Origin of the sequence: Pontivivens insulae, from assembly GCF_900302495.1 — a bacterium.
Classification (GTDB): Bacteria; Pseudomonadota; Alphaproteobacteria; order Rhodobacterales; family Rhodobacteraceae; genus Pontivivens; species Pontivivens insulae.
The window spans coordinates 500,595-523,567 of the sequence record NZ_OMKW01000001.1; the positions used below are offsets into that span (position 1 = coordinate 500,595).

Genomic DNA, 22,973 nt, shown 5'->3' on the forward strand with positions numbered 1-22,973 from the left:
GATACTCCACTACACCCGAACACCCGACGCCGTACGGCGGGTCACACCAAACAGGACACGCACCACGACACCGACCAGCGGATAACACGCCACCGTCAGTACGATTCGCTGCGCCATCGCGCCCAGAGGTGGAACCTCGGCGAACGTTACCCAGATCACGCCCAGCATGCCCAATGTCGCCAGCGTAAAGAAGGCGGCAAAAATCATCCACTCGACAAATCGTGAGACGTCGCGCAACGCAACAACCTGCGTGCGCAGGGCCTCCGTCATCAAAACAAGGACCAAGGCGCCCAACCCAACCGGGCGCATCAGCAACAGGTCCGCCGCCAGGCCCAACAGAAAAATCACCGGCAGCGGCGCAGTTTCGGGCCGTCGCATCACCCAAAAACAGCACAGCGCAGCCAACAGATCAGGGCTGGTGATACTGGGCAGTGCAGGCACGAAAGGGATCATCGCAATGACGGTACAAACCAGCCCGGAAAAGATGAGCGCCACGATCCGCAGGGCAACCTTCATTCCCCCGGCTCCTCACCAAAGAAGAACTGCTCCGCCGCAATCAACCCGCCGGGCTGATTGATTGCCTCTGGTGGGCGATAGTTCAGGACGCGGACAAAACGCAGCCGCTGATAGTCAGCCGCGGGTCGCACACGCAGCTGCCCATTTGCGGCAACAATCACCTGCCCCACCAGCAGATCCGGCGGCAGAACCAGCCCATCACCGCTTGTGATGATCCGGTCACCGGGACGCACCTGCTCGGGATCGCTCAAAAAATCGAGCCGTGGAGCGGCAGAGTTGTCGCCCGCCACAATGCCGCGCAGCCCCGACGGCTGCACGATCACCGGAACCCGGCTGTTCAAATCGGTCAAAAAGATCGCACGGCTCGTCGTCTCACCGACCCCCGAAATACGCCCGACCAGACCCAGCCCGTCCAGCGCAGCAGAGCCGTCCTGCACACCGTTCAGCGAGCCGATATTCAGCAGGCCAGAGCGGGAGAACGGCCCACCGCCATCGGCCATTATCTCACCCGTCACATAAGTTGTCTGCGGGCTGAGACGCACATTGTTGAGCGCCCGCAGTCGCGCGTTGCGCTGCTCCAGCTGGCGGGCCTGCTCGCGCCAGCCCTCCATCGCCTGCAACTCACGCCGCAACTCCTCGTTCTGCTCATAGACGCGAACATAGCTCTCGAAGTCCTGCGCCATCTGCGTCACGCGGGCGATGGGACGTGCGGTCCATTCCAACGACGGTAACACCGCATCGGCCAGCGACATGCGCAACCGCTCAACCCGTGGGTTATCAATGCGCCACAGGGCAAACAGGACGATGGAAATCAGAATGATCGCGCCCAGCACAATCTGCCGGGTCGTGCGCCAAAGCGCGCTGGCTTCCTGTCCGTTCAACCCTGCCATAGCGTCCTCACGCCCGGCCTGAAACTACCGGGGCTGACTGGTCAGTTGGATGCGCCGTAGTCGACGACATGCGCCATCTTGTGCTCGAACTCCAGGCTCTTGCCTGTGCCCAGTGCCACGCAATTCAGCGCGTCATCGGCCACGGTGATGGCAAGTCCGGTCTGCTCGCGCAGCGCCAGATCGAGATCGCCCAAAAGTGCGCCGCCACCCGTCAGCATCACGCCCCGGTCGACAATATCTGCGGCCAGATCGGGCGGGGTAGCCTCCAGCGCGGTCATCACCGCCTCGCAAATCTGCTGCACCGGCTCGGCCAGCGCCTCTGCCACCTGTGCTTGCGTCACCTCGGTCTCTTTCGGGACACCGTTAAGCAGGTCGCGTCCGCGGATTTCCATCGCTTGGCCACGCCCATCCTCGGGCATCCGCGCCGACCCGATGGAGGTCTTGATCCGCTCTGCCGTCGCCTCACCCACCAACAGGTTATGCTGCCGCCGCAGATAAGAGACGATTGCCTCGTCCATCCGGTCACCACCTACGCGGACAGAGCGGGCATAAACGATGTCAGCAAGCGACAGAACGGCGACTTCCGTGGTCCCGCCACCGATATCCACAACCATCGAGCCCGTCGGCTCCGTAATCGGCAGACCGGCGCCAAGCGCGGCTGCAATCGGCTCCGCAATCAGGCCCGCCTTCCGCGCGCCCGCGCCCAGCACCGACTCCCGGATCGCCTTTTTCTCAACAGGGGTCGCGCCATGCGGAACACATACGATGATCTTCGGCTTGCCGCGCTTGTTCACCTTGCGGATGAAGTGCTTGATCATGGCCTCTGCCACGTCGAAATCTGCGATCACACCGTCACGCATCGGGCGGATCGCCTCGATGGAGCCTGGGGTCCGGCCCAGCATAAGCTTGGCGTCCTCACCGACCTCCAGCACCTCTTTCTTGCCGCCGCGCACGTGATAGGCGACGACAGAAGGTTCGTTCAGAACAATACCCTTGCCCTTCACGTAGATCAGAGTGTTGGCCGTCCCCAGATCAATCGCCATATCCGAGGAGAACATGCCAGAAATCGCACTAAACATTACGCTGTCCCTTTTTCTGCCCCACCCGATGTCAGGTTGACCCCGATCTGCCGGATAGAGCCGTTGGAACCTTATAGGGCCGCAGCCCCCATTCCGTAAAGGGAGCTACGGGGGCGCAGACGGGCGGAATCCCAAAGTTTTCCACAGCATCATGATCTCAACGGGACACAGATTGGCGAGATCGGCAGGAACTTGCTGATCAAGAGGGAATCACCCGCCGATCATTTGTTCCTGACACAAAATTTAGTTTCCCCGAACCGGTGGTGCGCGGCAGGGTATTTTCAGCATTCACGCCCGGTCTCCGGCGGCAGGACATCGCCGTTGCTGGCATGATCGGGATGATAATTTTCAAGGAGAATACCAATGTCCTGGTCTGATCGTGCCGCAACCTTCGCCGCCCTGCATGTGCCGGGTGATCCGCTCGTCTTGTTCAACATCTGGGATGTCGGATCCGCCCGCGCTGTGGCCAAGGCCGGCGCAAAGGCACTTGCCACCGGCTCCGCCTCCGTCGCAGGCGCACTTGGCGCGGCGGATGGGGAGGACTTGCCGATGGATTTTGCGCTCGACAACGCAGCGCGCATCACCTCCGCTCTTGATCTGCCACTGACCCTCGACTTCGAGGGGGGCTATTCCGCCGATCCCGAAACCGGTGGACAACATGCGGTTCTTGCCAAACATGCCGGCGCTGTCGGCATCAATTTTGAGGATCAGGTGATCGGCGGCGACGGCCTCTACGATATCGCCACGCAATCAGCGCGCATCACGGCCATTCGCGAAGCGGCCGGGTCGGAATTCTGGATCAATGCCCGCACCGACATATTCCTGAAGGCCAAGCCAGATACCCACGACGCCGCCATGGTGGAGACTGCTTTGGAGCGCGCACGCGCCTATGCCGATGCCGGCGGCTCAAGCATCTTTGCGCCCGGACTGCGCGACGCCGCCCTCATGACCGCCTTTTGCGAAGGTTGTCCCCTGCCGGTCAACATCATGGCTTATCCGGGCATGTCCGACCGCGCCACGCTTGCCTCTTGCGGTGTCGCCCGCATCAGCCACGGCCCCTTCCCGTGGATGGACGCCATGAAAGCGGTTGGCGAAGCTGCAAGCGCTGCGATGAAGTAATTCACGGCCCCGGATCCGGTCCGGGGCCACACCTTCAAGGGAGTCGCCATGATCCTCCACTGCGTTTTCTGCAACATCGCGCCGTCCACCGCGGACAAGGCCTTGGCCGACCTCTTCGACGGTCTCTCAGCGCTCTGCGACACCCTCAACGGCGCACTCAGTTTTGAGGCGGGTCCGAACCGCGATTTCGAGGCAAAGTCCCCCGATCACGGCCACGGCTTTATCATCCGTTTTGCCGATGCAGCCGCCTTGGAAGAATACGCCAACGACCCGCGCCATATCGAATTGGGCGGACAGCTCTGCAGTCTTTGCTCAGGCGGCGCAGACGGCATCATTGTTTACGATCTCGAAGTCTGACGGACCCGGCACATACGGACCAAAAGCCCAAATGACCCTAAGTCACTTTCATAAAATTGCGTGATATCTCGTATCAAGAGCATATTGTTCTGAAATATGACAATTTGAAGTAATGCATTTCCTGGGTGTACCCACAGCGCTCGACAACGGCGAAAGCCAAGGGGAAGGAAATGCGACTCTCAACCGTAGGCGCCTCGGCGCTGGCGGCTATGTCTGTCATGGGCGGTGCCCATGCACAGGACATATCCATCGTCACCGGATCGGAAGCCGGTGTTTATTTCGTCGTCGGCAACACGGTCGCCGACATCGTCAACTCCCACAGCACTGACCTCAACGTCACCTCCAGCACGTCCGGCGGATCGATCGCGAATATCGAGTCCCTGCGTGTCGGAGAGGCCGATTTCGGCGTGGCCCAGTCCGACTGGCAATTCCACGCCATAAACGGCTCGGCACGGTTTGAGGGCAACGGGTTTGACGATCTGCGCGCCGTGTTCTCGGTTCATGGGGAGCCGTTCACGCTGCTCGCCCGCGCGGATAGCGGAATCGAGACCTTCGACGATCTGCGCGGAAAACGCGTGAACCTTGGCAATCCGGGCTCTGGCCAGCGCGGAACAGCCGAGGTTCTGCTGGACGCCTACGGTTGGGCCGCCACGGATTTCGCCCTTGCCGCCGAATTGACCGGTGATGAACAGGGCCCCGCACTTTGTGCCGGAGAGCTCGACGCGATCTTCTTCGTTGCAGGCCATCCCAACAACTCGATCCATGAAGGAACGGCCTTCTGCGACAGCCAGCTTGTTCCGGTTCAGGGGCCGGAAGTTGCGGCCCTGATCGCTGCCAATCCGTTCTACACTGACGCCATCGTGCCACGCGGCTACTATGCGTCGGGCAACCAGATCGACACACCCAGCTTCGGCGTGCGCGCGACATTCGTGACCAGTGCGACACAACCCGACGATGTCGTCTACGAGATCGTACGCACCGTGTTCGAGAATTTCGACGCGTTCCGCTATGCCCACCCCGCGTTCGAGCTTCTCGATCCGCAGAGCATGGCAACCGACGGCCTCTCCGCGCCCCTGCATCCGGGCGCGGCGCGTTACTATCGTGAACAAGGCTGGATCAGCGAAAGCTGATCGCCGCGCGATAGTGCGGCAGGCAGGTGTGGGGCCTGCCTGCCGGCTTTCGCGGTTCAAAAGATCCGACGGAGCTGGCCAGAAAAGCCATCCTTTTCAAAGCTCCAACATCGCAAAGCGCCGCTTAATTATTGCGGTCCTACGGCATCGCCCACACAGAGTAACGGCTGCATTGAGCCCAACGTGGCAAATGCCGCGCTGTGCACGAACGTCTGCGATCGCGATGGCGTCATCTGATCCGACAGCCGGCGGGGCACACGAAGAAACTCATGAATCCGCCTCCCTTTTTTGAATGACAAAGAGTCGCTGGCTCTTCGCCATCGCCGCCAGCTTGTCGGCGCCGCATGCCCCGGAATAGGTTTGACGTTATGACGTTGCTCAAATTCCGAAAAGCTACTGTCGCGGATGTGGTACCGCTCAGCGAGTTGATCCAACGCACTATCCGCGTTTCAAATGCTGGGGACTATGATCAAAAATCAATTGATATGCTGTGCTCGATTTTTGAACCCGGGCCGCTCACCGGAAGAATCGAGAATGAGGCTATTCTTTTGTGTTTCGCGGGTGCCAATCTTGTTGGAACTGTGGGGCTGAAAGGTGATTATTTACGATCATTGTTTGTGGACCCTGCGTTTCAGGGGCAAGGGTTAGGCAAATTGCTGACCGCAAGAATTGAAGAAGAAGCGCGACAGAGAGCAATCTCAGACTTGATGCTTCACGCCTCACTAACAGCGCGAGATTTTTACGCGGCTCTTGGCTATGAATTTTTGGAAGTGCAATCCTACCCGGAAGGACCATTCGTATTGATGAGAAAGCAACTTAATGTGCGCTTGTGAAATACCTTGCGTAACAAAACAACTGCAGTGACGTTTTCCGACATGTCGCGACCGGCCGTTGTCGCCTCAGGTCGCTGTAGACCTTCGCCTTCGCAAAGCCGGAGGCTGCTTTGTCCCGCGAAGCCGTCCTCAGCCTACAACCAAAACCACGACGTCGAAATTGGTTAACACAACGTCGGTGCACGCGTTGTGCACGCCCTGTGTACAGGTTGTGCACAGGGGCTTCGGGGCAGCGTTAACCAACGCCGCCCCGCTCAAGATCAGCCCGCCAACTCTTCCGGCGCGCTCTTTTCGCGGCGTACGAACAGCTTGTTGAGCGCGTTGATATAGGCCTTTGCCGAGGCGACGACCGTGTCCGTATCGCTCGATTGACCGGCCACGATCTTGCCGTCCTCTTCCAGCCGAACACTCACAGTCGCCTGCGCATCCGTGCCCCCAGTCACCGCATGCACATTATAGAGCTCCAGCGAAGCACTGTGCGAAATCAAGGACTTGAGCGCATTGAACGTCGCATCGACAGGGCCGTCACCCTCGGTCTCTGCCCGCTTCGCTTCACCATCAACCATTAGCACCATGGTGCAGGTCTGCGGGCCGGTCGTGCCACAACGCACTTCCATCTCCATCAGCTTGATCCGGTCATGGCCGGAAGAGGTCGTCTCATCGCTCATCAGGGCGATCAGATCCTCGTCATAGACCTCTTTCTTACGGTCAGCCAGCTCCTTGAAGCGGACGAAAACGTCCTTCAACTGGTTGTCCTGCAAGGTAAATCCGAGATTCTCCAGCTTAGAGCGCAGCGCCGCACGACCCGAATGTTTGCCCATGACCAGGTTCGTCTCGGTCAGGCCCACATCTTCAGGCCGCATAATTTCGAACGTCTCTGCGTTCTTGAGCATTCCGTCCTGGTGAATGCCGCTCTCATGCGCAAATGCATTTTTGCCGACAATCGCCTTATTGTATTGCACCGCAAAGCCCGAAACCGCTGCCACACGGCGCGAAATTCCCATGATTTTCTGCGTGTTGATGCGGGTTGCGTAAGGCATGATGTCATTGCGCACCTTCAGCGCCATGACCACTTCTTCCAGTGCGGTGTTGCCCGCACGCTCCCCCAATCCATTGATCGTACACTCGATCTGACGGGCGCCGGCCTCAACCGCGGCAAGGCTATTTGCCGTCGCCATGCCCAGATCGTTGTGACAATGCGTGGCGAAAATCACCTCATCCGCGCCAGGTACATCGTTGATTAACATCTTGATGATATCTGCACTCTCACGCGGTGCAGTGTATCCGACCGTATCGGGAATATTGATCGTGGTGGCGCCAGCCTTGATCGCGATCTCAACCGTCCGTTTCAGGAAATCCGGTTCAGTCCGCGTCGCATCCATCGAGGACCACTGCACATTTTCGCACAGGTTGCGCGCATGCGTGACCATGTTGTGAATGTGATCGGCCATTCCATCCATGTCGAGATTTGTGATCCCGCGATGACTCGGCGATGTCCCGATAAACGTGTGAATGCGGGGGTTTACGGCAAACTGGATCGCTTCCCAGCAGCGGTCAATATCCCCCATTGCCGCGCGCGACAGACCGCAGACCTGCGCGCTCTTCACCTGATCGGCAATGGCGCGGACCGCCTCGAAATCCCCGATGGAAGCGATTGGAAAACCGGCCTCGATAATATCGACACCCATTTCATCGAGCATCATTGCGATCTCGATCTTTTCATCATGGGTCATGGAGGCGCCGGGCGACTGCTCCCCGTCACGCAGGGTCGTGTCGAAAATCAGGACATGGTCCTGCTTGGCGGCTTTATCGGTCATTTTGTGAATTCCTTCATGTGAGCTTGCTATCCGGCGCTCTCAATCTTTGTCCCCTGAGCGCGCGCGCCAGGGTCCCGGCACGCTCAGAGGCTGCTAAGAAGAAGGAGGTCAATAAGGCGTGCGGTCATGCTCATGGGCGGCACCATAGCGGGCGATCTGCCGCAGGCCAAGCCTGTTTTCAGGCTGGACGTGACGCGCCTACGCCGCATGTTCTGGCACATGACTTTTGAAGACAGATATGGCGGCGGGCGTGCCCTCGTCCTCGGCGGCTCAGGCGGGATCGGCGGCGCACTGGTGGATCGCCTCAACCGCTGCATGGCGGTGGAGACGCTCAGCCGCTCGCATAACGGGTTCGATCTGACGGTCGAGCAGAGTGTCGAGAACTGGGCCAGCAAACTCACGCCAGGCTATAGCGTGATCTTTGACGCAACAGGCGCGCTCGAAATCGACGGCGCCGGGCCGGAGAAATCGATCGGCCAGATCGAGCCAGACGCCATGACCGCTCAGTTCGCGCTCAACGCCATCGGGCCAGCGCTGGCGCTCAAACACCTGACGCCGTTACTGGTCAAAGAGGGGCCATGCCTGTTTGCCTCCCTCTCCGCCCGCGTGGGCAGCATCGGCGACAATCGCCTCGGCGGTTGGATCAGCTACCGCGCGGCCAAGGCGGCGCTGAATCAGATCATGCACACATCCGCCATCGAGATTGCGCGCAAACGGCCCGACGCTGTGGTTGTTTCGCTCCATCCCGGCACGGTGCAAAGCGATCTGACAGCCAAATATCTTGGGCGTCACGATGCGGTAACGCCGCCAGAGGCGGCGGAAAACCTCGTGACTGTGATGGGCGAACTGACCCCTGAAGACACCGGTGGTTTCTTCGACTGGAAAGGGGAGGTCATCCCATGGTGACCCTGCACATCACTTTGCTCCCCAAATACCTCGGGGGTCCGGGGGCAGAGCCCCTGGCGATCGCTGCATGAGCAAACGCCTCATCCTCGTCTTGGGCGATCAACTGACGCCGACACTCTCGGCGCTTCGTGAGGCCGACAAAGACCGCGACATCATCGTGATGGCGGAGGTGCGTGATGAGGGCACCTATGTCCGCCACCACGCCAAGAAAATCGCGCTGATCCTCGCCGCCATGCGCCACTTTGCAAGTGATCTGCGCGCCGAGGGCTGGCAGGTCGCCTATACGACCCTCGACGATCCTGAAAACACCCACGCAATCAGCAAGGAATTGCTGCGCCGGGCCGACGAATTCGGCGCAGAGGAAGTCATTGCGACAGCACCCGGAGAGTGGCGCCTACGCTCCCTGCTCGACCACACGCCGATCAAGGTCACGCAGCTGCCCGATGACCGGTTCGTCGCCTCGGAAGACGAATTCGCAACATGGGCCAAAGACCGCAAATCCCTGCGCATGGAATATTTTTACCGCGAAATGCGACGCAAGACGGGCCTTCTGATGGACGGGGATCAGCCCGAGGGTGGCAAGTGGAACTATGACCACGACAACCGCAAACCCGCACAATCCGACCTCTTCATGCCCGAACCGCTCCACCACCAACACGATGAGATCGTGACGGACGTACTCGATCTCGTTGAGCGTGAATTCCCAGATACATTCGGGGAGCTGCGCCCCTTCTGGTTTGCCGCAACCCGTGCAGGCGCGGAGGCTGCGCGCGACTGGTTCATGGCAGAGGCCTTACCGAAATTCGGCGATTATCAGGACGCGATGCTGCGCGGGGAAAAATTCCTCTATCACTCGATCCTCAGCCCCTATCTGAATATCGGTCTGCTCGACCCCATCGACCTGTGCCAGCGGGCGGAGGCGGAATACCGTGCGGGCCGCGCACCGCTGAACGCGGTTGAGGGGTACATTCGCCAGATCATCGGCTGGCGGGAGTTTATTCGTGGGATCTATTTCCTCGAAGGACCTGACTATCCCAAGCGCAACGCGCTGAACGCCAACCGTGATTTGCCGTGGTTCTATTGGTCTGGTGAGACGGATATGGCCTGCATGAAAGCGGCCATCGACCAGACCATCAGCGATGCCTATGCCCACCACATCCAACGCCTGATGGTTACGGGGAATTTCGCACTCATCGCAGGCCTCGATCCCCAGCAGGTTCATGAGTGGTATCTGGCCGTCTATGCCGATGCGTTCGAGTGGGTGGAAAGCCCCAACACGGTGGGCATGATCCTGTTTGCCGATGGCGGGGTTGTCGGCTCAAAGCCCTATGCCGCCTCGGGTGCCTACATCAACCGCATGTCCGATTACTGCAAAAGCTGCACCTATTCGGTGAGCAAGAAATCGGGGGAAGGCTGCTGCCCGTTCAACCCGCTTTATTGGGATTTCCTCAACCGCAATCGGGAGCGGTTTGAGGGCAATCCCCGCATGGCGCAGATGTACCGCACATGGGACCGAATGGCCGAGGACAAGCGCGAGGCGAGCTCGGACAGCGCGGCCGCAATCCTCGCCAAACTCGAAGCAGGCGAGCGGGTGTGAGCGGTGCCAACGCCGGCCTGCGGGACGGCGACTGTACATTGATCAGCGCGGTTTAGGTTGGCCAAGTCCGCAAAAGGCCGATGATAAGATCAACATCGGCAGAACGCCGCTCCGGGGGCGGGTCGGCGTTGGCACGGCGCCTTCGGCTTGATTCCGTGCAGGCGCTACCGCCCCCAACGCCCCGGCATGGGGCGTGCTGCACCCGGCGCTTTCACCAGTTCAAGCAAGCGACCCGGCCCCGCCGCAAAGGCACGGCCCAGCGGGTTGCCCCGCATCTGCGCCTTCACCTTCTCGATCTGCATCACATTGGCGATGCGCCGGTCGAGGAAGGCCCATGTCGCCTCATCCCCGTCACTCTCATCGCCCAGCCAGTAAAGCACCGTCGCAGAATAGACGCCCGACAGGGTCGCCCGCTTGGTGTACCAGTTATGATCGGTGGAACTGTCGCCCAGACCGGCCCAGATCGTATCAGCCGTGTTCCAGATCGCTTTGGCGCCATCGGCCGCGTAAATGGGCAAAGCAAAGAGCGTCGTGCCGCGGCGCACAGCCTCCCGATGTCCTTGAACCAGCTCGATCCGGTGGCGCACGCAGGCCGTGATCTTGCCCGTCATGCCCATCCCCTGAAACGGATCAGAGGCGATCCACTCGGCCAGCTTTCGGTCCCCGCGCATGTGAAAGGCAAGCGCCAGATCCACGGCACCGCGCGGGAACATGACACGGCCCAGCGCCGGGTCCAGACCCGAATCACCCAGTGCGCGTCGCAGCGTCTCATCCGACCAACCGTCGAAGGGGACATGCAGCAATGCGGCGTCGATCACGGCATCCTTTTGATCCGAATGCGAAATCATCTCATCTGCCATGACACTCCCCCACGCGTTACACTGGACAACATACACTCAACCGCCTATGTAGCGCACTCCTGCAATTCCGCAATTTTACCTGAAAGGTGGTGACTACAAGTGCAGGTACAGGTTCGCGACAACAACGTCGATCAGGCCCTCCGGGCTCTGAAGAAAAAGCTTCAGCGTGAAGGTGTGTTCCGGGAAATGAAACTCCGGCAACATTACGAAAAGCCTTCCGTCAAACGCGCCCGTGAAAAGGCAGAAGCTGTTCGTCGTGCGCGCAAGCTCGCGCGCAAGAAGCTTCAGCGTGAAGGCATGCTCTAAGCATCGACTTGCGACCGGCTGGCGTCACCCAGCTGTTGTAATATCAGACCCCTGCGCCCACGGTGCGGGGGTCTTTCTTTTCAGGGATTGAGATATGGATACCGGCGGTTTCCGGCTTTACGCCATCGGCGACGTTCATGGCATGATCGCCCCCTTGCGGGAGGTGCATGACTGGATTGCCCGCGACATGGGTGAGCATCCGGGCCGTGAGGCGCGCATCATCCATATCGGCGACTATACTGACCGGGGGCCTGACAGCCGCGCGGTCATAGAATTTCTGATGCGCGCGGACCCCCATTGGATCAGTTTGCTGGGCAATCACGACCGAATGTTCGCAAGCTATGTCACACGCCCCGGCTGGCAGGATCCAAAGCTTTACCGGCACAAAGGCTATCACTGGCTGCATCCCCGACTGGGCGGGGCTGAAACATTGAAATCCTATGGTGTTCAGATGCCCGCCCACGACATTACCTTGGATGAGGCGGCAGATTTTCACGATCAGGCCCGCGCCGCTGTTCCGCAAGATCACGTGGATTGGATCAATGGGCGCCCGCTTCACGTCAGCTTTGGCGACTATCTGTTTGTACACGCGGGCGTCGATACATCGCTGCCGCTGGACGCACAGCCAACGGAGGCGCTGCTATGGATGCGCGAAGGTTGGGTCGACTTCACCGGCAAGCTGGACCAGATCGTGGTACATGGTCACACGGTGATGGAGCAGCCAGAACGCTATCAAAGCAGGATTGCCATCGACACTGGCGCAGTCTTTGGCAATGCGCTGACCTGTCTGGTGCTGGATGGGGACGAGGTGGGCATCCTGACCGGACACAATGTCCGACCGCTGCCGATGAGATCATGAAATAGAACAACCCCGGGCAGGACCCGGGGCGTAAATCATCATTCTAGGTCAGTCCCGGATCAGATCCGAAACCTGCACATCAGGTGCGGAAGATCGCGAGGAAGATCAGAATGATCAGGATAACGATCGTGGACCGGATGCCAAAGGTGATGAAGCCTTCGAACGTCTTCTGCTGGTCGGTGATATCCATCGACCCGTGTTCATGTTCCTGGTGGTTGTCAGCCATGGTCAAATCCCTTTTCGCGTTGGCGCGTTCTTGCATGAATACGGGGTGGCGATCAAGCGGACTCGCTGTCGCGATCAAGCTGCTCTGACAAGGCGAAACCGATGCGCCGCGCTTGTGGCTTCAGCTTTGGTGCGGCATGAAGCATCACGTTCAGCTGGCTGACATGCTGTAACAGTTGCCGCTTCGCGCCGAAATCGTCCAACCCGTAAAAGGAAATCAGGTCCGGCGCGAAGAAGCCCATGCCCGAGATGTGGAGCGATCCGACATCCGATCCTGCAAAGCCCATCGCCACTTCATGTTCCGGGTCCAGATGCTCTTCGAACTTCTGGATATAGAGGATCACCCGCTCATAAGCCCATTCTGCAGCGGATTTCTGCCGGTTGGGTGGCTTGGCCGCATGTTCGACCATGTCCTCACCATCATCATGATAAGCCCGGGCGAGCACTTCGCCCTCGATCAGTTCGGCGGTGGTCTGGATCTTGTTCATCAGGCTCTCCTCTGCCAGCGCATTGGGGCAAGTGTTGAGCTTTGCGTCAACCCGATCCTAGACGCTCTGCCAGCGCCACGCGCCATCTTCGCCAACCTGCCGCGACACCGCGCCGATGGCATGAAGGTGGTTGAGATGTGCAATCGCCTCTGCCAAGGCCAGACCATAAGTGCTGCCATCAATCTTCCGCTTGAACAGCAGCGGAAAACACTCTGGCGCGACACGCGGTTCTGCCAGGAACGCGATCAGCCGCGGCAGGGCGTTTTCGTGGTTCTCGATCAGTTGGCGTAACCGCGCGGGGACACCGGTGAACGGTAGCTTGTGTCCCGGCAGGGCGAGGTGACCATCATGGGCGAGCCCTGAAAGCCGCGTACAGCTTTCGATCCAATCGCCCAGCGGATCGGCCGCAGGTTCGGTCGGGTACACACCGATATTGGACGAGATGCCGGGTATGATCTGATCGCCCGACAGGATCAGGTCATCTGTCCAGAACGTTGCATGTTCAGGCGCATGACCGTTTCCGATTTCAACAGTCCAGTCACGCCCGCCAATCCTGATCCGGTCATCCTGCTTGATCCGGGTATAGCCCACCGGGATAGGATGGACGCCGTCGGCAAAGTTGAACGGACGCTCTGTGCGACGCTTCTCAACCATTTCAGGCGGCATTCCGGCACGGGTGTAGAACGTAAGCGCTTCCTCGGTTGCCTTCTCCTGCACATCCAGTGTCAGCATCCGACCAAAAAGCCAGGCCGTGCGGGTCGTGATCAACTCAGCCCCGCGCGCCTGAAACCAGCCCACAAGGCCCAGATGATCGGGATGGTGGTGGGTCAGGATCACACGCCGTACGGGTTTGCCGGCGAGCGGGCCGTCAAGAAGTGTCTCCCAGATCGCACGGGCTTTCGATGTGTCGATGCCGGTATCCACCACGGTCCAACCATCGCCATCGTCCAGGATGTAGATATTCACGTGGTTCAGCACCATCGGCAGCTGCAACCGTGCCCAGAGAATGCCATCCGCCACCTCCGTAACCTCACCATGTGCTGGCGGTTCCGAATGGGGGAAGCGGATCAGCCCGTCGGTCTCACCCATTGTCCTGCGCCTCCTGAACCCGTTTCATCAGCTCGGCATGCAGTTGGTTGAAGGCACCATCACTCTCCAATCCGCTGCGTGGGATACCAATCTCTTTGCCCGGATGAGTGATGTGCAGTGACGTGTTGCTCTTGAACTGCGTGACATGGATCCGCTCGATGGTGTCGTAGGGAACTCGCAGAATCTGCCGACTGAACCCGTGTGGAGGCGCGTGGATTGCATCAGCATCCAGAACGATGACACGACCGGCGCGCGTCTCTTTGCGGTAGAGCCACCAAACGATGAGCGGCGTGACGATCAGATTGAGAACGACAAGCGCACGGATCAACCCGATCTGCTCAGCCGGGAAGATATGGGTGTCGAAAAAGGACGACACGGTGAAGCCAAAGATCATGACCCCGACGCATACCACCGTCAGCACCATACCCCAGGAGCGATAGGAGAACTCTAACCGCTCAGACATCTGATCTATCAACCGGCGGCGCAGGGAAAAGATGGGGCATGGACAGGCTCCTTTGAACGTCGCCCAGCCATACTGCGCCCCACCCTTTTAGACCACCCCGTCACGACGCGAGTTGATCCGCATCCAGGGCATAAAGTGGCGCTGCCCCTTCGGTTGCGGCTGCGCAGAGGCCGATTGCCGCTGGCATCACCTGACGGATGTGGAAACGGGCGAGGGCGATGCGATCCTCATCTCCACCAACCATGGCACCGCGCAACAAATAGTGCCCGCCGAGCACCAGAGCGAAGGCACGCAGAAACGGAACGGACCCTGCAAAGCGATCATTCGGCTCGGCTTTCACCATCCAATCAAGCGTATCTGACAGCGTCTCGCCCACATCCTGCAGGACATCGGCCATGCGCGGGTGCTTGGCCTGCGCATCCTTGGCGGTCGCCTCAATCTCGCCCAGCAGGGCCTCGGCAGCAGCACCGCCATCCATCAGTTTGCGCCCGACCATATCCATGGCCTGAATGCCATTCGTGCCTTCGTAAATGCGCGTGACCCGCACATCGCGCGCAAATTGCGCGGCTCCGGTTTCCTCAACGAACCCCATGCCGCCATGCACCTGAATGCCAAGATCGGCCACTTCAGAGCCGACGTCAGTGCCAAAGGCTTTGGCAATCGGGGTCAGGAAGGCACCACGCGCTTTCCACTTAGCAGACTCGTCTCCTTCGGTCGCGCGGGCCATATCGAGGCTGAATGCGGTGTCGAGGCAGATCGCACGGGCCGAGCGGGTCAGCGCCTTCATCTGCAAAAGCATTCGACGGACATCCGCATGGTCGAGAATGGTGCCCGTGTCCTGGACCATACCTTTGCCCTGTGTCCGGTCGAGCGCGTAGGCCAGCGCCTTTTGATAGGCAGCCTCGGCAATGCCCAGACCCTGAACACCGACCCCCAATCTTGCATTGTTCATCATCGTGAACATCGCGGCCATGCCGCCATGCTCTGGCCCGACCATCCAGCCGGTTGCCCCGTCAAACTCCATCACAGCGGTCGGGGAGCCATGCAGGCCCAGCTTATGTTCAAGGCTGATCGGTTTCAGGCTGTTGGCAACGCCCGGCTTTCCATCCTCAGTCGGGATGAACTTCGGCACGAGGAACAGGGAAATACCCTTCGTTCCCGGCACGCCGTCCGGCAGACGCGCCAGAACCAGATGGCAGATATTCTCGGCCACATCGTGATCGCCCCAAGAAATGTAGATCTTCTGGCCCGTAACCTTGTACGTGCCATCGCCCTGCGGTTCCGCCTTGGATCGCAGCGCGCCGACATCGGACCCGGCCTGAGGCTCGGTCAGGTTCATCGTGCCCGTCCATTCCCCCGAAATCAGCTTGGGCAAATAGAGCGCTTTGATCTCCTCACTCGCATGATGCTCCAACGCCTCGATCTGGCCTTGAGACATCAGCGGGTTGAGCGCGAGCGACAAGCAGGCGGAGTTCATCATTTCGCCCACCGCGCTGGTCAGCGTCAGTGGCAGACCCATGCCGCCAAACTCGGGATCCGCCGCGATGCCGACCCAGCCCCCTTCCGCAATCGCCTGATAGGCGTCGGCAAATCCCGGGGACGTGCGCACGACACCGTTCTCCAACCGGGCCGGATGCAGGTCCCCGCTCCGATTGATTTCGGCCAGTTTGTCAGAGGCAAGTTTCCCGGCCTCCAGCAGAATAGCCTCCGCGACATCCGCCGTCGCCTCGGCGAAAAGATCCGTCTCTGACAGGCGGCCCGCACCGATGACCTGGTCGAGCGTGAATTGCATATCCTTGATGGGCGGCGCATAAGTCATGTTGCTCGTCCTTTCGAAAATCTGTTGGAGCGAAAGCTATGCGCGCGCCCGATCCCTCACAAGCGAAACGCCGCGACAGATCGGAGCAGCGGACGGAACGTCTTTTTGCCGATGAGGCCGGGATCAAGCGAGCCGCCGACCTGATTCTTTCAGGCAAAACCGTCTCGTTCGCGACCGAGACCGTCTACGGCCTTGGCGCAGATGCGACCAACAGTGCGGCGGTCGCCGCAATCTACGCCGCAAAGGAACGTCCGCAATTCAATCCGCTGATCGCGCATGTCGCAGATGTGTCGGCAGCGGACGCGCTGGTCTGCATCCCGCCCGCCCTTGAACCGCTGATTTCTGATCACTGGCCCGGGCCGCTGACATTGGTTTTGCCGAAAAAGTCAGACATGGTCAGTGACCTCGTCACAGCGGGCCTATCCACCCTAGCGGTCCGCGTACCCGCAAGAGCGTCGGCCCGCGCAATGTTGCGCGCAGTGAACCGCCCAGTCGCTGCACCCAGCGCGAACCCCTCCGGCCGGATCAGCCCAACAACGGCTGACCATGTTCTAAGCGGTCTGGATGGGAAGATCGCTGCCGTTCTGGATGACGGCCCCTGCGACGTTGGCCTCGAGTCGACAATCCTCGGCTGGGAAGACGGACCGGTGCTGCTGCGAGCGGGTGGCCTTTCGGTCGAAGCAATTGAAACCGCGCTCAACTGTTCGGTTCGTTCGACAAAAGGCGAAGCGATCACGGCGCCGGGGCAATTGCTGTCGCACTACGCGCCACAGGCGGCCTTGCGGCTGAACGCGACGCAGGCAGAACCTGAAGAATTGCTGTTACGCTTTGGCGATGGACCATCCGATTGGACCCTGTCACCTACCGGCGATTTGACAGAAGCGGCCGCGAACCTCTTTGCCATGCTGCACCGCGCAGATCGTGTCGCCACGCGGATCGCCGTGATGCCCATCCCCCAAACAGGGTTGGGGCTTGCGATCAACGATCGGCTCAACCGTGCAGCTGCCCCCCGTTAACCCGTCAAGGTCAGTGCAGCCGGTTCAACCTTTTTCAGATCATCAATCATCAGTGGCTCTGTCGGGCGGGCGAGGCGATATCGGGTCACCCAATGTAGACGCGTCTCCGCCCGTGTGATCGCGACATAGGCCAGACGTTTCCACAAAGGCAGTCCAGCCTCCATCCGTCCGGCCCGGCTGGCGGCATAAAGGTCAGGGGCAAATACCTGAACTTCTGGCCATTGCGATCCCTGCGCCTTGTGCATGGTACAGGCAGCCCCATGCACAAAAGCCGCGCCCATCCGTGCGGCAGACGGAATGAACGGCTCTTCCTCATCGGGTTTTTCAATCTTGATGATCGTTGCGGCATTTACCTGCGGATCTTCCGCACCCATCACGAAAAGGCGGGAGAATCCGGGTTTGCGCCCCTCGCCCATAAAGACGCATTGCGCCCCCTTGATCAGACCCCGCGCCTCCAGATCGATGCGCTTCTTGCGGTGTTTCAGTGGCAGCTCAACACCATCGCAAATCAATGGCTCGCCTTCGAGCAGCGCAAATTCCGGGGCCTGATAGGCTGCACGAAACGCAGCGATCAGGCGAATGCGCGTGGCGTTGCGCCACACAAGAACCGGTGAACGGGCCATGAGGGCGGCGTTCACTCTTTCAGCAACGACGACGCGATCATCCTGGGCAGCGCGCTCTTCGATCATCCGCTCGAAATCGTGGAACTCCAGCTGCGGATCGGCAAGCGCGTGGGCAAGATCCAGGATAGGGTTGTCCGCGGCTTGCCGATGCACCCGTTCTAAGTGGCGAATACGACCCTCTGGCAAGGCGTCGAACACCATCGAGCCGGACTGGCCGACGGGGGCAAGCTGTGCAGGATCGCCGAACAGGATGAGGGTTGAGAAGATCTCTTTCAGATCGTCCATCTGTTTGTCATCAAGCATCGAAGATTCGTCGACAAACCCGATATCGAGCGGGTCATCCCGCCGCTTCCAACCCGTGATGAAATCCGACCCCCGCAAGCCTGCCGCAGCCAACGCACCCGGCACACTGGCATGTTGCGCATAAAAGGCCGCCGCGCGATCCAATGCCTCATCGGTCAGGCCTTCGATCTCTGGACGCTCTTCTTCACCGGCCAGCCATTCGGCGATCTTCTCATATTCGGGGTCGTAGACCGGCGTGTAGATGATGCGATGGATCGTCGTCGCTGGCACGCCGCGATTGCGCAAAACGCTGGCCGCCTTGTTGGTAGGCGCCAGGATCGCAAGGGTCCGCCGCTCCCCACGTTTGCGGCTTTCCCAATCACCAGAAACCGTTTCAACACCGCAGGCGGTCAAGGCTTTGACCAGTTCGGCCAAGAGCAGAGTCTTCCCAGATCCCGCTTTTCCCGTGATCGCAATAACCTTGGTTCCCGATCCGGATTGGGGCAGCGTTGTGCCCTCAACCATATCAATCCCAGCTTCGGCCAACATATCTGAAACAGTGTCCCAGGCCACAGCCTGATCGTCGGAGAATGTAAGCGCGGTGTCGGTCATGGCCGGACCCTAAGGTGCCGTGAGGCAAGGGACCAGAGCCAAATCAGGCGACGGCGCGGGCGACCATGCCACCGGGGTGCCGAACGATTTGGCCTGCAAGTTCCATATCCATCAGGGCTGACAGCACCGATTGCGTGGGAAGACCCAACACCCGGATCAGGCTGTCCTCGGCAACGGGTGCCGTGGACAAAAGACCCGCAACCAGTTGCCGGGCGCTGTCGGGCATCGGCCCCTGATCCCACGCGCCTGTTTCCTCGTGAAATCCATCCACCCGTTGCACAGGCAAGGCGAGCGCGTCGCGGATATCCTCCGCAGATCGGATGAGGCCCGCCCCCTCTCGGATCAGACGATTACACCCCGCCGCCCGCGCATCCAAAGGATGGCCCGGTACGGCGAGCACATCGCGCCCCTGTTCCAGCGCCATACGCGCAGTGATGAGGGACCCTGACCGCTCTGCCGCCTCAACCAGCACGACGGCTGAGGACAGCCCTGCGATGATGCGATTGCGTTTGGGGAAATGGCGCGCGATGGGCTGCAAGCCGGGTGGCGCCTCGCTCAACAGTAAGCCGCCGGTTGCGATCCGGGCTGCGAGGCCAGCATTTGCAGCCGGGTAGATCACGTCCAGACCGCCGGCAAGCACAGCAATTGTACCGCTGGTCAGCGAAGCTTCATGCACGGCCGTGTCGATGCCCCGCGCCAGACCACTGACCGTAACATGACCCTCAGACCCCAGATCCTGCGCCAATTCCGTCGCCATGCGCAGGCCGAGGGCTGACGCATTGCGAGCGCCCACCAGTCCAACGGCGGGACGATCGAATAGGGTGAGATCGCCCTGACACCACAGAAACATCGGGGCGTCGGTCAGGTCCATCAGGCATTTGGGGTAGTTGTCATCGCCAAGAAGAAGGGGGGTCGCACCAATATCTGCTGCGCGGGATATCTCCTCCCGCACACGAGCCATATCGACAGGGCGATAGTTTCGAAGCCCACCGCGCGCAGCGTGTTCGGGTAAGGCTTCCAACGCGCGGGCGACACCACCATAAGCAGATACCAGCCGACGAAACGTGACCGATCCAACCCTGGGCGATCTTGCCAGCGCGACATGGGCCTCCAGCTCATCCGCGGGCGGTCGCTTCAATGGATCGGGTGGGTTGTCGAATGCGGGCACGGGGCAACTCCTTTGCTGCACCATGCCCACCCATTCGTTAACAGGGCCTTAAGCGCCTTTGGGGTTCGGCCCATAATCGTTGGTGCCAGGCTGGCTGTCCTGAATCGCAAAGAACAGGATAATCAAAAAGCCGATCAGCGGCACCAGAACGACGAGAAGCCACCAACCAGAGCGTCCCGTATCGTGAAGTCGTCTGACACTAACGGCGAGACCGGGAAGGAAGATTGCCAGACTCAGGATCGTAGAGAGACCGAAAAGCCCCAACGTAACCTCGACGACCGATACGATGATCGTCGCCAGGACGACCGCGAGGGTCCACCACCAATACTCTGACCGGCGCGCGCGCCCGGTAAATCCGACATATTGTTGGAGAACACTCCGAATTGCTTCACTCATTCCCATGTTGCGTTCCTTCGCTTTCTACTCGGCGAGACGTTAACATCGGGAATCTGTCAAAGTAACCGCTACCTTGGAATTGAGATCCGTTTCTAAACCGGTTCTCAGTTCACTACTGACCGCTCCCCTGCACGACCGGAAAGCCAGACGCAGACGGAGCGGACGCAGACGCGAGGCCACTGATGACCGCCGTGTCAAACTGGGAAACGGACAGGCCGCTTTCCACAGCAGCCTCCTGCACCGCCGTGCTGAGCTCCGGTTTACTTGCAAGCGTTGGCGTCAAGGCGATCGCATCGGCGAGGATCTGTTGACGCGCCTCTGGCGTCTGCGCTGCGGAAAGAAGCGTGCGCAGTCTTTGCAACGCGTTCAGCTCTTCCGTTGTCGGCGCATCGACCACAGGGTCCGCTATCGACGGATCTGGGGCTTGCGCAACGGCAACACCGGCCCAAAGCATTACAGACACGGCTACAAGAACGGATTTGAGGGCCACACGCATCAGAAACTCCCGCTGCTAGAGAAGATGTTCCCTCACAGAACCGCGAATTTCTTAATTTTCCGCTAAGTGGTGTGACGTTAGGACTTCCGCCCGATCTTCGGTTCTGTGCCCGCAATCAACCGCGCGATATTTTCGCGGTGTTTCAGCACGACGAGCAGCGCCAGGACCACTGACAGCCAGATGATCGGATCACCACCCGTCGCGAACAGCCAAACCGGGGAAAGCACAGCTGCGACCAATGCGGACAGGGACGAAATCCGAAATACACCTGCAATGGCCAGCCATGTCAGACAGCAGAGCGCACCAGCAGGCCAATGCAAGGCCAGTATTACGCCCAGAAAGGTCGCGACACCCTTGCCGCCCTTAAAGCTCAGCCACACCGGATAGAGGTGGCCCAAAAAGGCGCCCAGCGCAGCGACCTGTGCCGCCGTGCCACCATAAAGCGACCATGCGATCAACACGGCTACAGCACCTTTACCACCATCCAGCAAGAGCGTCAGGAACGCTGCAAGTTTGCTGCCCGTGCGCAACACATTCGTGGTACCGATATTACCGGATCCAATCTTGCGGACATCACCCATACCGAACGCTTTGACCACCAACAGCCCGAACGGGATCGAGCCGATCAGATAGCCGCCAATCAGAATGCCCAGCAGCCAGGGCCAGGCGACGTCCCATCCCATGATGTCGGGCAACCAAGCGCTCATATCGCGTCTCCAAATACCTGCTGACCTGCCACGAAGGTGCGCAGAACACGCCCCTGCATGCGGCGCAAATCATATGGTGTGTTCTTTGACTTGGATGCCAGCGTCCAGCGATCAAGCTGATAAGGCACGTCCGTATCAAACAAAATGATGTCTGCCGGGGCGCCTTGATCCAGATTGCCTTGCTGAAGGCCCAACAGACGCGCCGGGTTCAAGGCAAGCGCACGGAACAGCGCTGGCAGCTCCAGATGCCCGGAATGCACCAACTGCAAGGCCGCGGGCAGCAGAGTTTCGAGCGCGACAGCGCCACTCGCCGCCTCTTCAAAGGGTAGACGCTTGCTTTCCTCATCTTGTGGCGTGTGCATTGAGGAGATGATGCCAATCTCCCCATCGATCACGGCCTCCAGCAGGGCCAGGCGATCACCCTCTGGCCGCAAGGGGGGCTTCACTTTGAAAAAGGTCCGATAGTCCGCGACGTCCAGCTCGTTGAGAGTAAGGTGATGGATAGAGGTTCCAGCCGTCACCTTCAGCCCCGCCGCTTGCGCCCGGCGCAAGACATCAAGACCCGCGCGGCAGGTAATCTGATCGGCGTGATAACGCACGCCTGTCGCCTCCACCAATGCAAGATCCCGCTCCAGCCCCATCCGCTCTGCCAATGTGCTGACAGCTGGCAGGCCAAGTTGAGATGCGTACTGGCCCGAGGTCATGCAGGCGCCTTTGCTCATGATCGGTTCCTGCGGATGACCGATGACCAACGCGTCCAGCCCTGCAGCATAGGTCAGCGCACGCGATAAGACCTTCGTGTCGGCGACGACATTGTCACAGTCGGTGAAGGCCACCGCACCGGCATCTTTGAGAAAGCCGATCTCGGTCATTTCACGGCCCGCGCGCCCCTTGGTCAGTGCGGCCATCGGCAGAACACGGACGGGGGCATCATCCTTTGCCCGGGCAAGATGGAAGCTCAGCGTCTCAGGATTATCCATCGCCGGATCGGTATCAGGCCTCGTGACCATTGTCGTGACACCGCCGCGGGCGGCTGCGCGACCACCGGATCGAAAGCTCTCCTTGTGACGCTCACCTGGTTCGCAGATCTTGACGCCCAGATCCACGATCCCCGGCGCGAGGTGTTTGCCGCCACAATCCACCACCTGCGCGCCCTTGAAGCGCGGTGCATCGGGATCAACCTCATCAAAGCGCTCAGCGATTTCGCCCTCATGCATGAGCAGGGCACCAGGCGTGACCTCCTCCGCCTCAGGGTCGACAATCAAGGCATTGTGCAAAAGGATCATGGGACGCTCGCATTTCTATCTGTGGTCTCATAGC

General features: G+C 60.0%; 25 protein-coding genes. 9 read left to right on the forward strand and 16 right to left on the reverse strand.

The window, feature by feature from the left end:
• Nucleotides 1–9: 9 nt before the first annotated feature.
• Genes mreD through POI8812_RS02435 form a run of 3 tightly spaced genes read right to left on the reverse strand, consistent with a single transcriptional unit; the run spans nucleotide 10 to nucleotide 2,485 of the window.
• Nucleotides 10–516, reverse strand: coding sequence for a rod shape-determining protein MreD (gene mreD, locus POI8812_RS02425; protein WP_108780926.1), 507 nt, complete (start codon nucleotides 514–516; stop codon nucleotides 10–12).
• A complete protein-coding gene (gene mreC / locus POI8812_RS02430; protein ID WP_108780927.1) occupies nucleotides 513–1,406 on the reverse strand; it encodes a rod shape-determining protein MreC in 894 nt (297 codons plus the stop codon). The genes mreD and mreC overlap by 4 nt, the downstream gene beginning before the upstream one ends.
• A 41-nt stretch (nucleotides 1,407–1,447) precedes the next feature.
• A complete protein-coding gene (locus tag POI8812_RS02435; RefSeq protein ID WP_108780928.1) occupies nucleotides 1,448–2,485 on the reverse strand; it encodes a rod shape-determining protein in 1,038 nt (345 codons plus the stop codon).
• A 363-nt stretch (nucleotides 2,486–2,848) separates the two neighbouring features.
• On the opposite strand from POI8812_RS02435, the gene POI8812_RS02440 reads away from it, so the two are divergent.
• The 4 genes from POI8812_RS02440 (at nucleotide 2,849) to POI8812_RS02455 (ending at nucleotide 5,924) form a co-directional block, all read left to right on the forward strand.
• Nucleotides 2,849–3,604 (forward strand): isocitrate lyase/PEP mutase family protein, encoded by a 756-nt coding sequence (locus POI8812_RS02440; RefSeq protein WP_108780929.1) that lies wholly within the window; start codon nucleotides 2,849–2,851, stop codon nucleotides 3,602–3,604.
• Nucleotides 3,605–3,652: 48 nt separating this feature from the next.
• Nucleotides 3,653–3,961 (forward strand): Dabb family protein, encoded by a 309-nt coding sequence (locus POI8812_RS02445; protein WP_108780930.1) that lies wholly within the window; start codon nucleotides 3,653–3,655, stop codon nucleotides 3,959–3,961.
• Between the two features lie 170 nt (nucleotides 3,962–4,131).
• Nucleotides 4,132–5,091, forward strand: a complete 960-nt coding sequence (locus POI8812_RS02450; RefSeq protein ID WP_108780931.1) for a TAXI family TRAP transporter solute-binding subunit — start codon at nucleotides 4,132–4,134, stop codon at nucleotides 5,089–5,091.
• Nucleotides 5,092–5,459: 368 nt separating this feature from the next.
• Nucleotides 5,460–5,924, forward strand: coding sequence for a GNAT family N-acetyltransferase (locus POI8812_RS02455; protein WP_245895214.1), 465 nt, complete (start codon nucleotides 5,460–5,462; stop codon nucleotides 5,922–5,924).
• 260 nt (nucleotides 5,925–6,184) lie between these two features.
• Here the strand turns inward: POI8812_RS02455 and POI8812_RS02460 are convergent, their stop codons facing one another.
• Nucleotides 6,185–7,741 (reverse strand): 2-isopropylmalate synthase, encoded by a 1,557-nt coding sequence (locus tag POI8812_RS02460; protein ID WP_108780933.1) that lies wholly within the window; start codon nucleotides 7,739–7,741, stop codon nucleotides 6,185–6,187.
• A 132-nt stretch (nucleotides 7,742–7,873) separates the two neighbouring features.
• On the opposite strand from POI8812_RS02460, the gene POI8812_RS02465 reads away from it, so the two are divergent.
• Both POI8812_RS02465 and POI8812_RS02470 read left to right on the forward strand, forming a co-directional pair.
• Nucleotides 7,874–8,647, forward strand: coding sequence for an SDR family NAD(P)-dependent oxidoreductase (locus POI8812_RS02465; RefSeq protein ID WP_245895216.1), 774 nt, complete (start codon nucleotides 7,874–7,876; stop codon nucleotides 8,645–8,647).
• 67 nt (nucleotides 8,648–8,714) lie between these two features.
• Nucleotides 8,715–10,244, forward strand: a complete 1,530-nt coding sequence (locus POI8812_RS02470) for a cryptochrome/photolyase family protein (RefSeq protein ID WP_108780934.1) — start codon at nucleotides 8,715–8,717, stop codon at nucleotides 10,242–10,244.
• 164 nt (nucleotides 10,245–10,408) lie between these two features.
• Here POI8812_RS02470 and POI8812_RS02475 read toward each other — a convergent pair whose 3' ends face one another.
• Nucleotides 10,409–11,104: a COQ9 family protein gene (locus POI8812_RS02475; protein ID WP_245895218.1), complete on the reverse strand. Its 696-nt coding sequence runs from the start codon at nucleotides 11,102–11,104 to the stop codon at nucleotides 10,409–10,411.
• A 99-nt stretch (nucleotides 11,105–11,203) separates the two neighbouring features.
• On the opposite strand from POI8812_RS02475, the gene rpsU reads away from it, so the two are divergent.
• On the forward strand, nucleotides 11,204–11,410 hold the full coding sequence (rpsU, locus tag POI8812_RS02480; RefSeq protein WP_108780935.1) for a 30S ribosomal protein S21: 207 nt from the start codon (nucleotides 11,204–11,206) through the stop codon (nucleotides 11,408–11,410).
• Between the two features lie 94 nt (nucleotides 11,411–11,504).
• Nucleotides 11,505–12,269 (forward strand): metallophosphoesterase, encoded by a 765-nt coding sequence (locus tag POI8812_RS02485; protein ID WP_108780936.1) that lies wholly within the window; start codon nucleotides 11,505–11,507, stop codon nucleotides 12,267–12,269.
• 79 nt (nucleotides 12,270–12,348) lie between these two features.
• Here the strand turns inward: POI8812_RS02485 and POI8812_RS02490 are convergent, their stop codons facing one another.
• From POI8812_RS02490 to POI8812_RS02510, 5 genes are all read right to left on the reverse strand, one after another.
• A complete protein-coding gene (locus tag POI8812_RS02490; RefSeq protein WP_108781489.1) occupies nucleotides 12,349–12,495 on the reverse strand; it encodes an aa3-type cytochrome c oxidase subunit IV in 147 nt (48 codons plus the stop codon).
• 52 nt (nucleotides 12,496–12,547) lie between these two features.
• Nucleotides 12,548–12,982 (reverse strand): DUF6173 family protein, encoded by a 435-nt coding sequence (locus POI8812_RS02495; RefSeq protein ID WP_219928818.1) that lies wholly within the window; start codon nucleotides 12,980–12,982, stop codon nucleotides 12,548–12,550.
• A 57-nt stretch (nucleotides 12,983–13,039) separates the two neighbouring features.
• Nucleotides 13,040–14,071, reverse strand: a complete 1,032-nt coding sequence (locus POI8812_RS02500) for an MBL fold metallo-hydrolase (RefSeq protein ID WP_108780938.1) — start codon at nucleotides 14,069–14,071, stop codon at nucleotides 13,040–13,042.
• On the reverse strand, nucleotides 14,064–14,534 hold the full coding sequence (locus POI8812_RS02505; RefSeq protein WP_108780939.1) for a hypothetical protein: 471 nt from the start codon (nucleotides 14,532–14,534) through the stop codon (nucleotides 14,064–14,066). The genes POI8812_RS02500 and POI8812_RS02505 overlap by 8 nt, the downstream gene beginning before the upstream one ends.
• 100 nt (nucleotides 14,535–14,634) lie before the next feature.
• Nucleotides 14,635–16,353 carry an acyl-CoA dehydrogenase gene (locus POI8812_RS02510; protein WP_108780940.1) on the reverse strand — a complete coding sequence of 573 codons (1,719 nt, stop codon included), beginning with the start codon at nucleotides 16,351–16,353 and terminating at the stop codon, nucleotides 14,635–14,637.
• 38 nt (nucleotides 16,354–16,391) lie between these two features.
• Here POI8812_RS02510 and POI8812_RS02515 point away from each other — a divergent pair, with 38 nt between their 5' ends.
• On the forward strand, nucleotides 16,392–17,369 hold the full coding sequence (locus POI8812_RS02515) for an L-threonylcarbamoyladenylate synthase (protein WP_108780941.1): 978 nt from the start codon (nucleotides 16,392–16,394) through the stop codon (nucleotides 17,367–17,369).
• On the opposite strand, the gene POI8812_RS02520 is transcribed toward POI8812_RS02515, so the two are convergent.
• The 6 genes from POI8812_RS02520 to pyrC form a co-directional block, all read right to left on the reverse strand.
• Nucleotides 17,366–18,886, reverse strand: a complete 1,521-nt coding sequence (locus POI8812_RS02520; protein WP_108780942.1) for an ATP-dependent DNA helicase — start codon at nucleotides 18,884–18,886, stop codon at nucleotides 17,366–17,368. The genes POI8812_RS02515 and POI8812_RS02520 overlap by 4 nt on opposite strands.
• Before the next feature lie 43 nt (nucleotides 18,887–18,929).
• The gene (gene dprA, locus POI8812_RS02525) at nucleotides 18,930–20,054 is read right to left on the reverse strand and encodes a DNA-processing protein DprA (RefSeq protein WP_245895219.1); all 1,125 of its coding nucleotides are present in this window, start codon (nucleotides 20,052–20,054) and stop codon (nucleotides 18,930–18,932) included.
• Between the two features lie 48 nt (nucleotides 20,055–20,102).
• Nucleotides 20,103–20,450: a DUF805 domain-containing protein gene (locus POI8812_RS02530; RefSeq protein WP_211310365.1), complete on the reverse strand. Its 348-nt coding sequence runs from the start codon at nucleotides 20,448–20,450 to the stop codon at nucleotides 20,103–20,105.
• Between the two features lie 112 nt (nucleotides 20,451–20,562).
• Nucleotides 20,563–20,946, reverse strand: a complete 384-nt coding sequence (locus POI8812_RS02535; RefSeq protein WP_108780945.1) for a hypothetical protein — start codon at nucleotides 20,944–20,946, stop codon at nucleotides 20,563–20,565.
• 77 nt (nucleotides 20,947–21,023) lie between these two features.
• The gene (gene plsY / locus POI8812_RS02540; protein ID WP_108781490.1) at nucleotides 21,024–21,629 is read right to left on the reverse strand and encodes a glycerol-3-phosphate 1-O-acyltransferase PlsY; all 606 of its coding nucleotides are present in this window, start codon (nucleotides 21,627–21,629) and stop codon (nucleotides 21,024–21,026) included.
• Nucleotides 21,630–21,649: 20 nt separating this feature from the next.
• Complete coding sequence (gene pyrC / locus POI8812_RS02545) at nucleotides 21,650–22,939, reverse strand: dihydroorotase (protein WP_108780946.1); 1,290 nt, start codon at nucleotides 22,937–22,939, stop codon at nucleotides 21,650–21,652.
• Nucleotides 22,940–22,973 lie beyond the last annotated feature (34 nt).

Coding starts and splice junctions, on each gene's coding strand:
- plsY (WP_108781490.1), bottom strand. CDS start 21,629: ATGGGATGGGACGTCGCCTGGCCCTGGCTGCTGGGCATTCTGATTGGC.
- POI8812_RS02470 (WP_108780934.1), top strand. CDS start 8,715: ATGAGCAAACGCCTCATCCTCGTCTTGGGCGATCAACTGACGCCGACA.
- mreD (WP_108780926.1), bottom strand. CDS start 516: ATGAAGGTTGCCCTGCGGATCGTGGCGCTCATCTTTTCCGGGCTGGTT.
- mreC (WP_108780927.1), bottom strand. CDS start 1,406: ATGGCAGGGTTGAACGGACAGGAAGCCAGCGCGCTTTGGCGCACGACC.
- POI8812_RS02500 (WP_108780938.1), bottom strand. CDS start 14,071: ATGGGTGAGACCGACGGGCTGATCCGCTTCCCCCATTCGGAACCGCCA.
- POI8812_RS02510 (WP_108780940.1), bottom strand. CDS start 16,353: ATGACTTATGCGCCGCCCATCAAGGATATGCAATTCACGCTCGACCAG.
- POI8812_RS02505 (WP_108780939.1), bottom strand. CDS start 14,534: ATGTCTGAGCGGTTAGAGTTCTCCTATCGCTCCTGGGGTATGGTGCTG.
- POI8812_RS02495 (WP_219928818.1), bottom strand. CDS start 12,982: ATGAACAAGATCCAGACCACCGCCGAACTGATCGAGGGCGAAGTGCTC.
- POI8812_RS02460 (WP_108780933.1), bottom strand. CDS start 7,741: ATGACCGATAAAGCCGCCAAGCAGGACCATGTCCTGATTTTCGACACG.
- POI8812_RS02520 (WP_108780942.1), bottom strand. CDS start 18,886: ATGACCGACACCGCGCTTACATTCTCCGACGATCAGGCTGTGGCCTGG.
- POI8812_RS02435 (WP_108780928.1), bottom strand. CDS start 2,485: ATGTTTAGTGCGATTTCTGGCATGTTCTCCTCGGATATGGCGATTGAT.
- pyrC (WP_108780946.1), bottom strand. CDS start 22,939: ATGATCCTTTTGCACAATGCCTTGATTGTCGACCCTGAGGCGGAGGAG.
- POI8812_RS02475 (WP_245895218.1), bottom strand. CDS start 11,104: ATGGCAGATGAGATGATTTCGCATTCGGATCAAAAGGATGCCGTGATC.
- POI8812_RS02535 (WP_108780945.1), bottom strand. CDS start 20,946: ATGCGTGTGGCCCTCAAATCCGTTCTTGTAGCCGTGTCTGTAATGCTT.
- POI8812_RS02515 (WP_108780941.1), top strand. CDS start 16,392: ATGCGCGCGCCCGATCCCTCACAAGCGAAACGCCGCGACAGATCGGAG.
- POI8812_RS02530 (WP_211310365.1), bottom strand. CDS start 20,450: ATGAGTGAAGCAATTCGGAGTGTTCTCCAACAATATGTCGGATTTACC.
- POI8812_RS02490 (WP_108781489.1), bottom strand. CDS start 12,495: ATGGCTGACAACCACCAGGAACATGAACACGGGTCGATGGATATCACC.
- POI8812_RS02450 (WP_108780931.1), top strand. CDS start 4,132: ATGCGACTCTCAACCGTAGGCGCCTCGGCGCTGGCGGCTATGTCTGTC.
- POI8812_RS02440 (WP_108780929.1), top strand. CDS start 2,849: ATGTCCTGGTCTGATCGTGCCGCAACCTTCGCCGCCCTGCATGTGCCG.
- POI8812_RS02455 (WP_245895214.1), top strand. CDS start 5,460: ATGACGTTGCTCAAATTCCGAAAAGCTACTGTCGCGGATGTGGTACCG.
- POI8812_RS02465 (WP_245895216.1), top strand. CDS start 7,874: ATGGGCGGCACCATAGCGGGCGATCTGCCGCAGGCCAAGCCTGTTTTC.
- POI8812_RS02445 (WP_108780930.1), top strand. CDS start 3,653: ATGATCCTCCACTGCGTTTTCTGCAACATCGCGCCGTCCACCGCGGAC.
- POI8812_RS02485 (WP_108780936.1), top strand. CDS start 11,505: ATGGATACCGGCGGTTTCCGGCTTTACGCCATCGGCGACGTTCATGGC.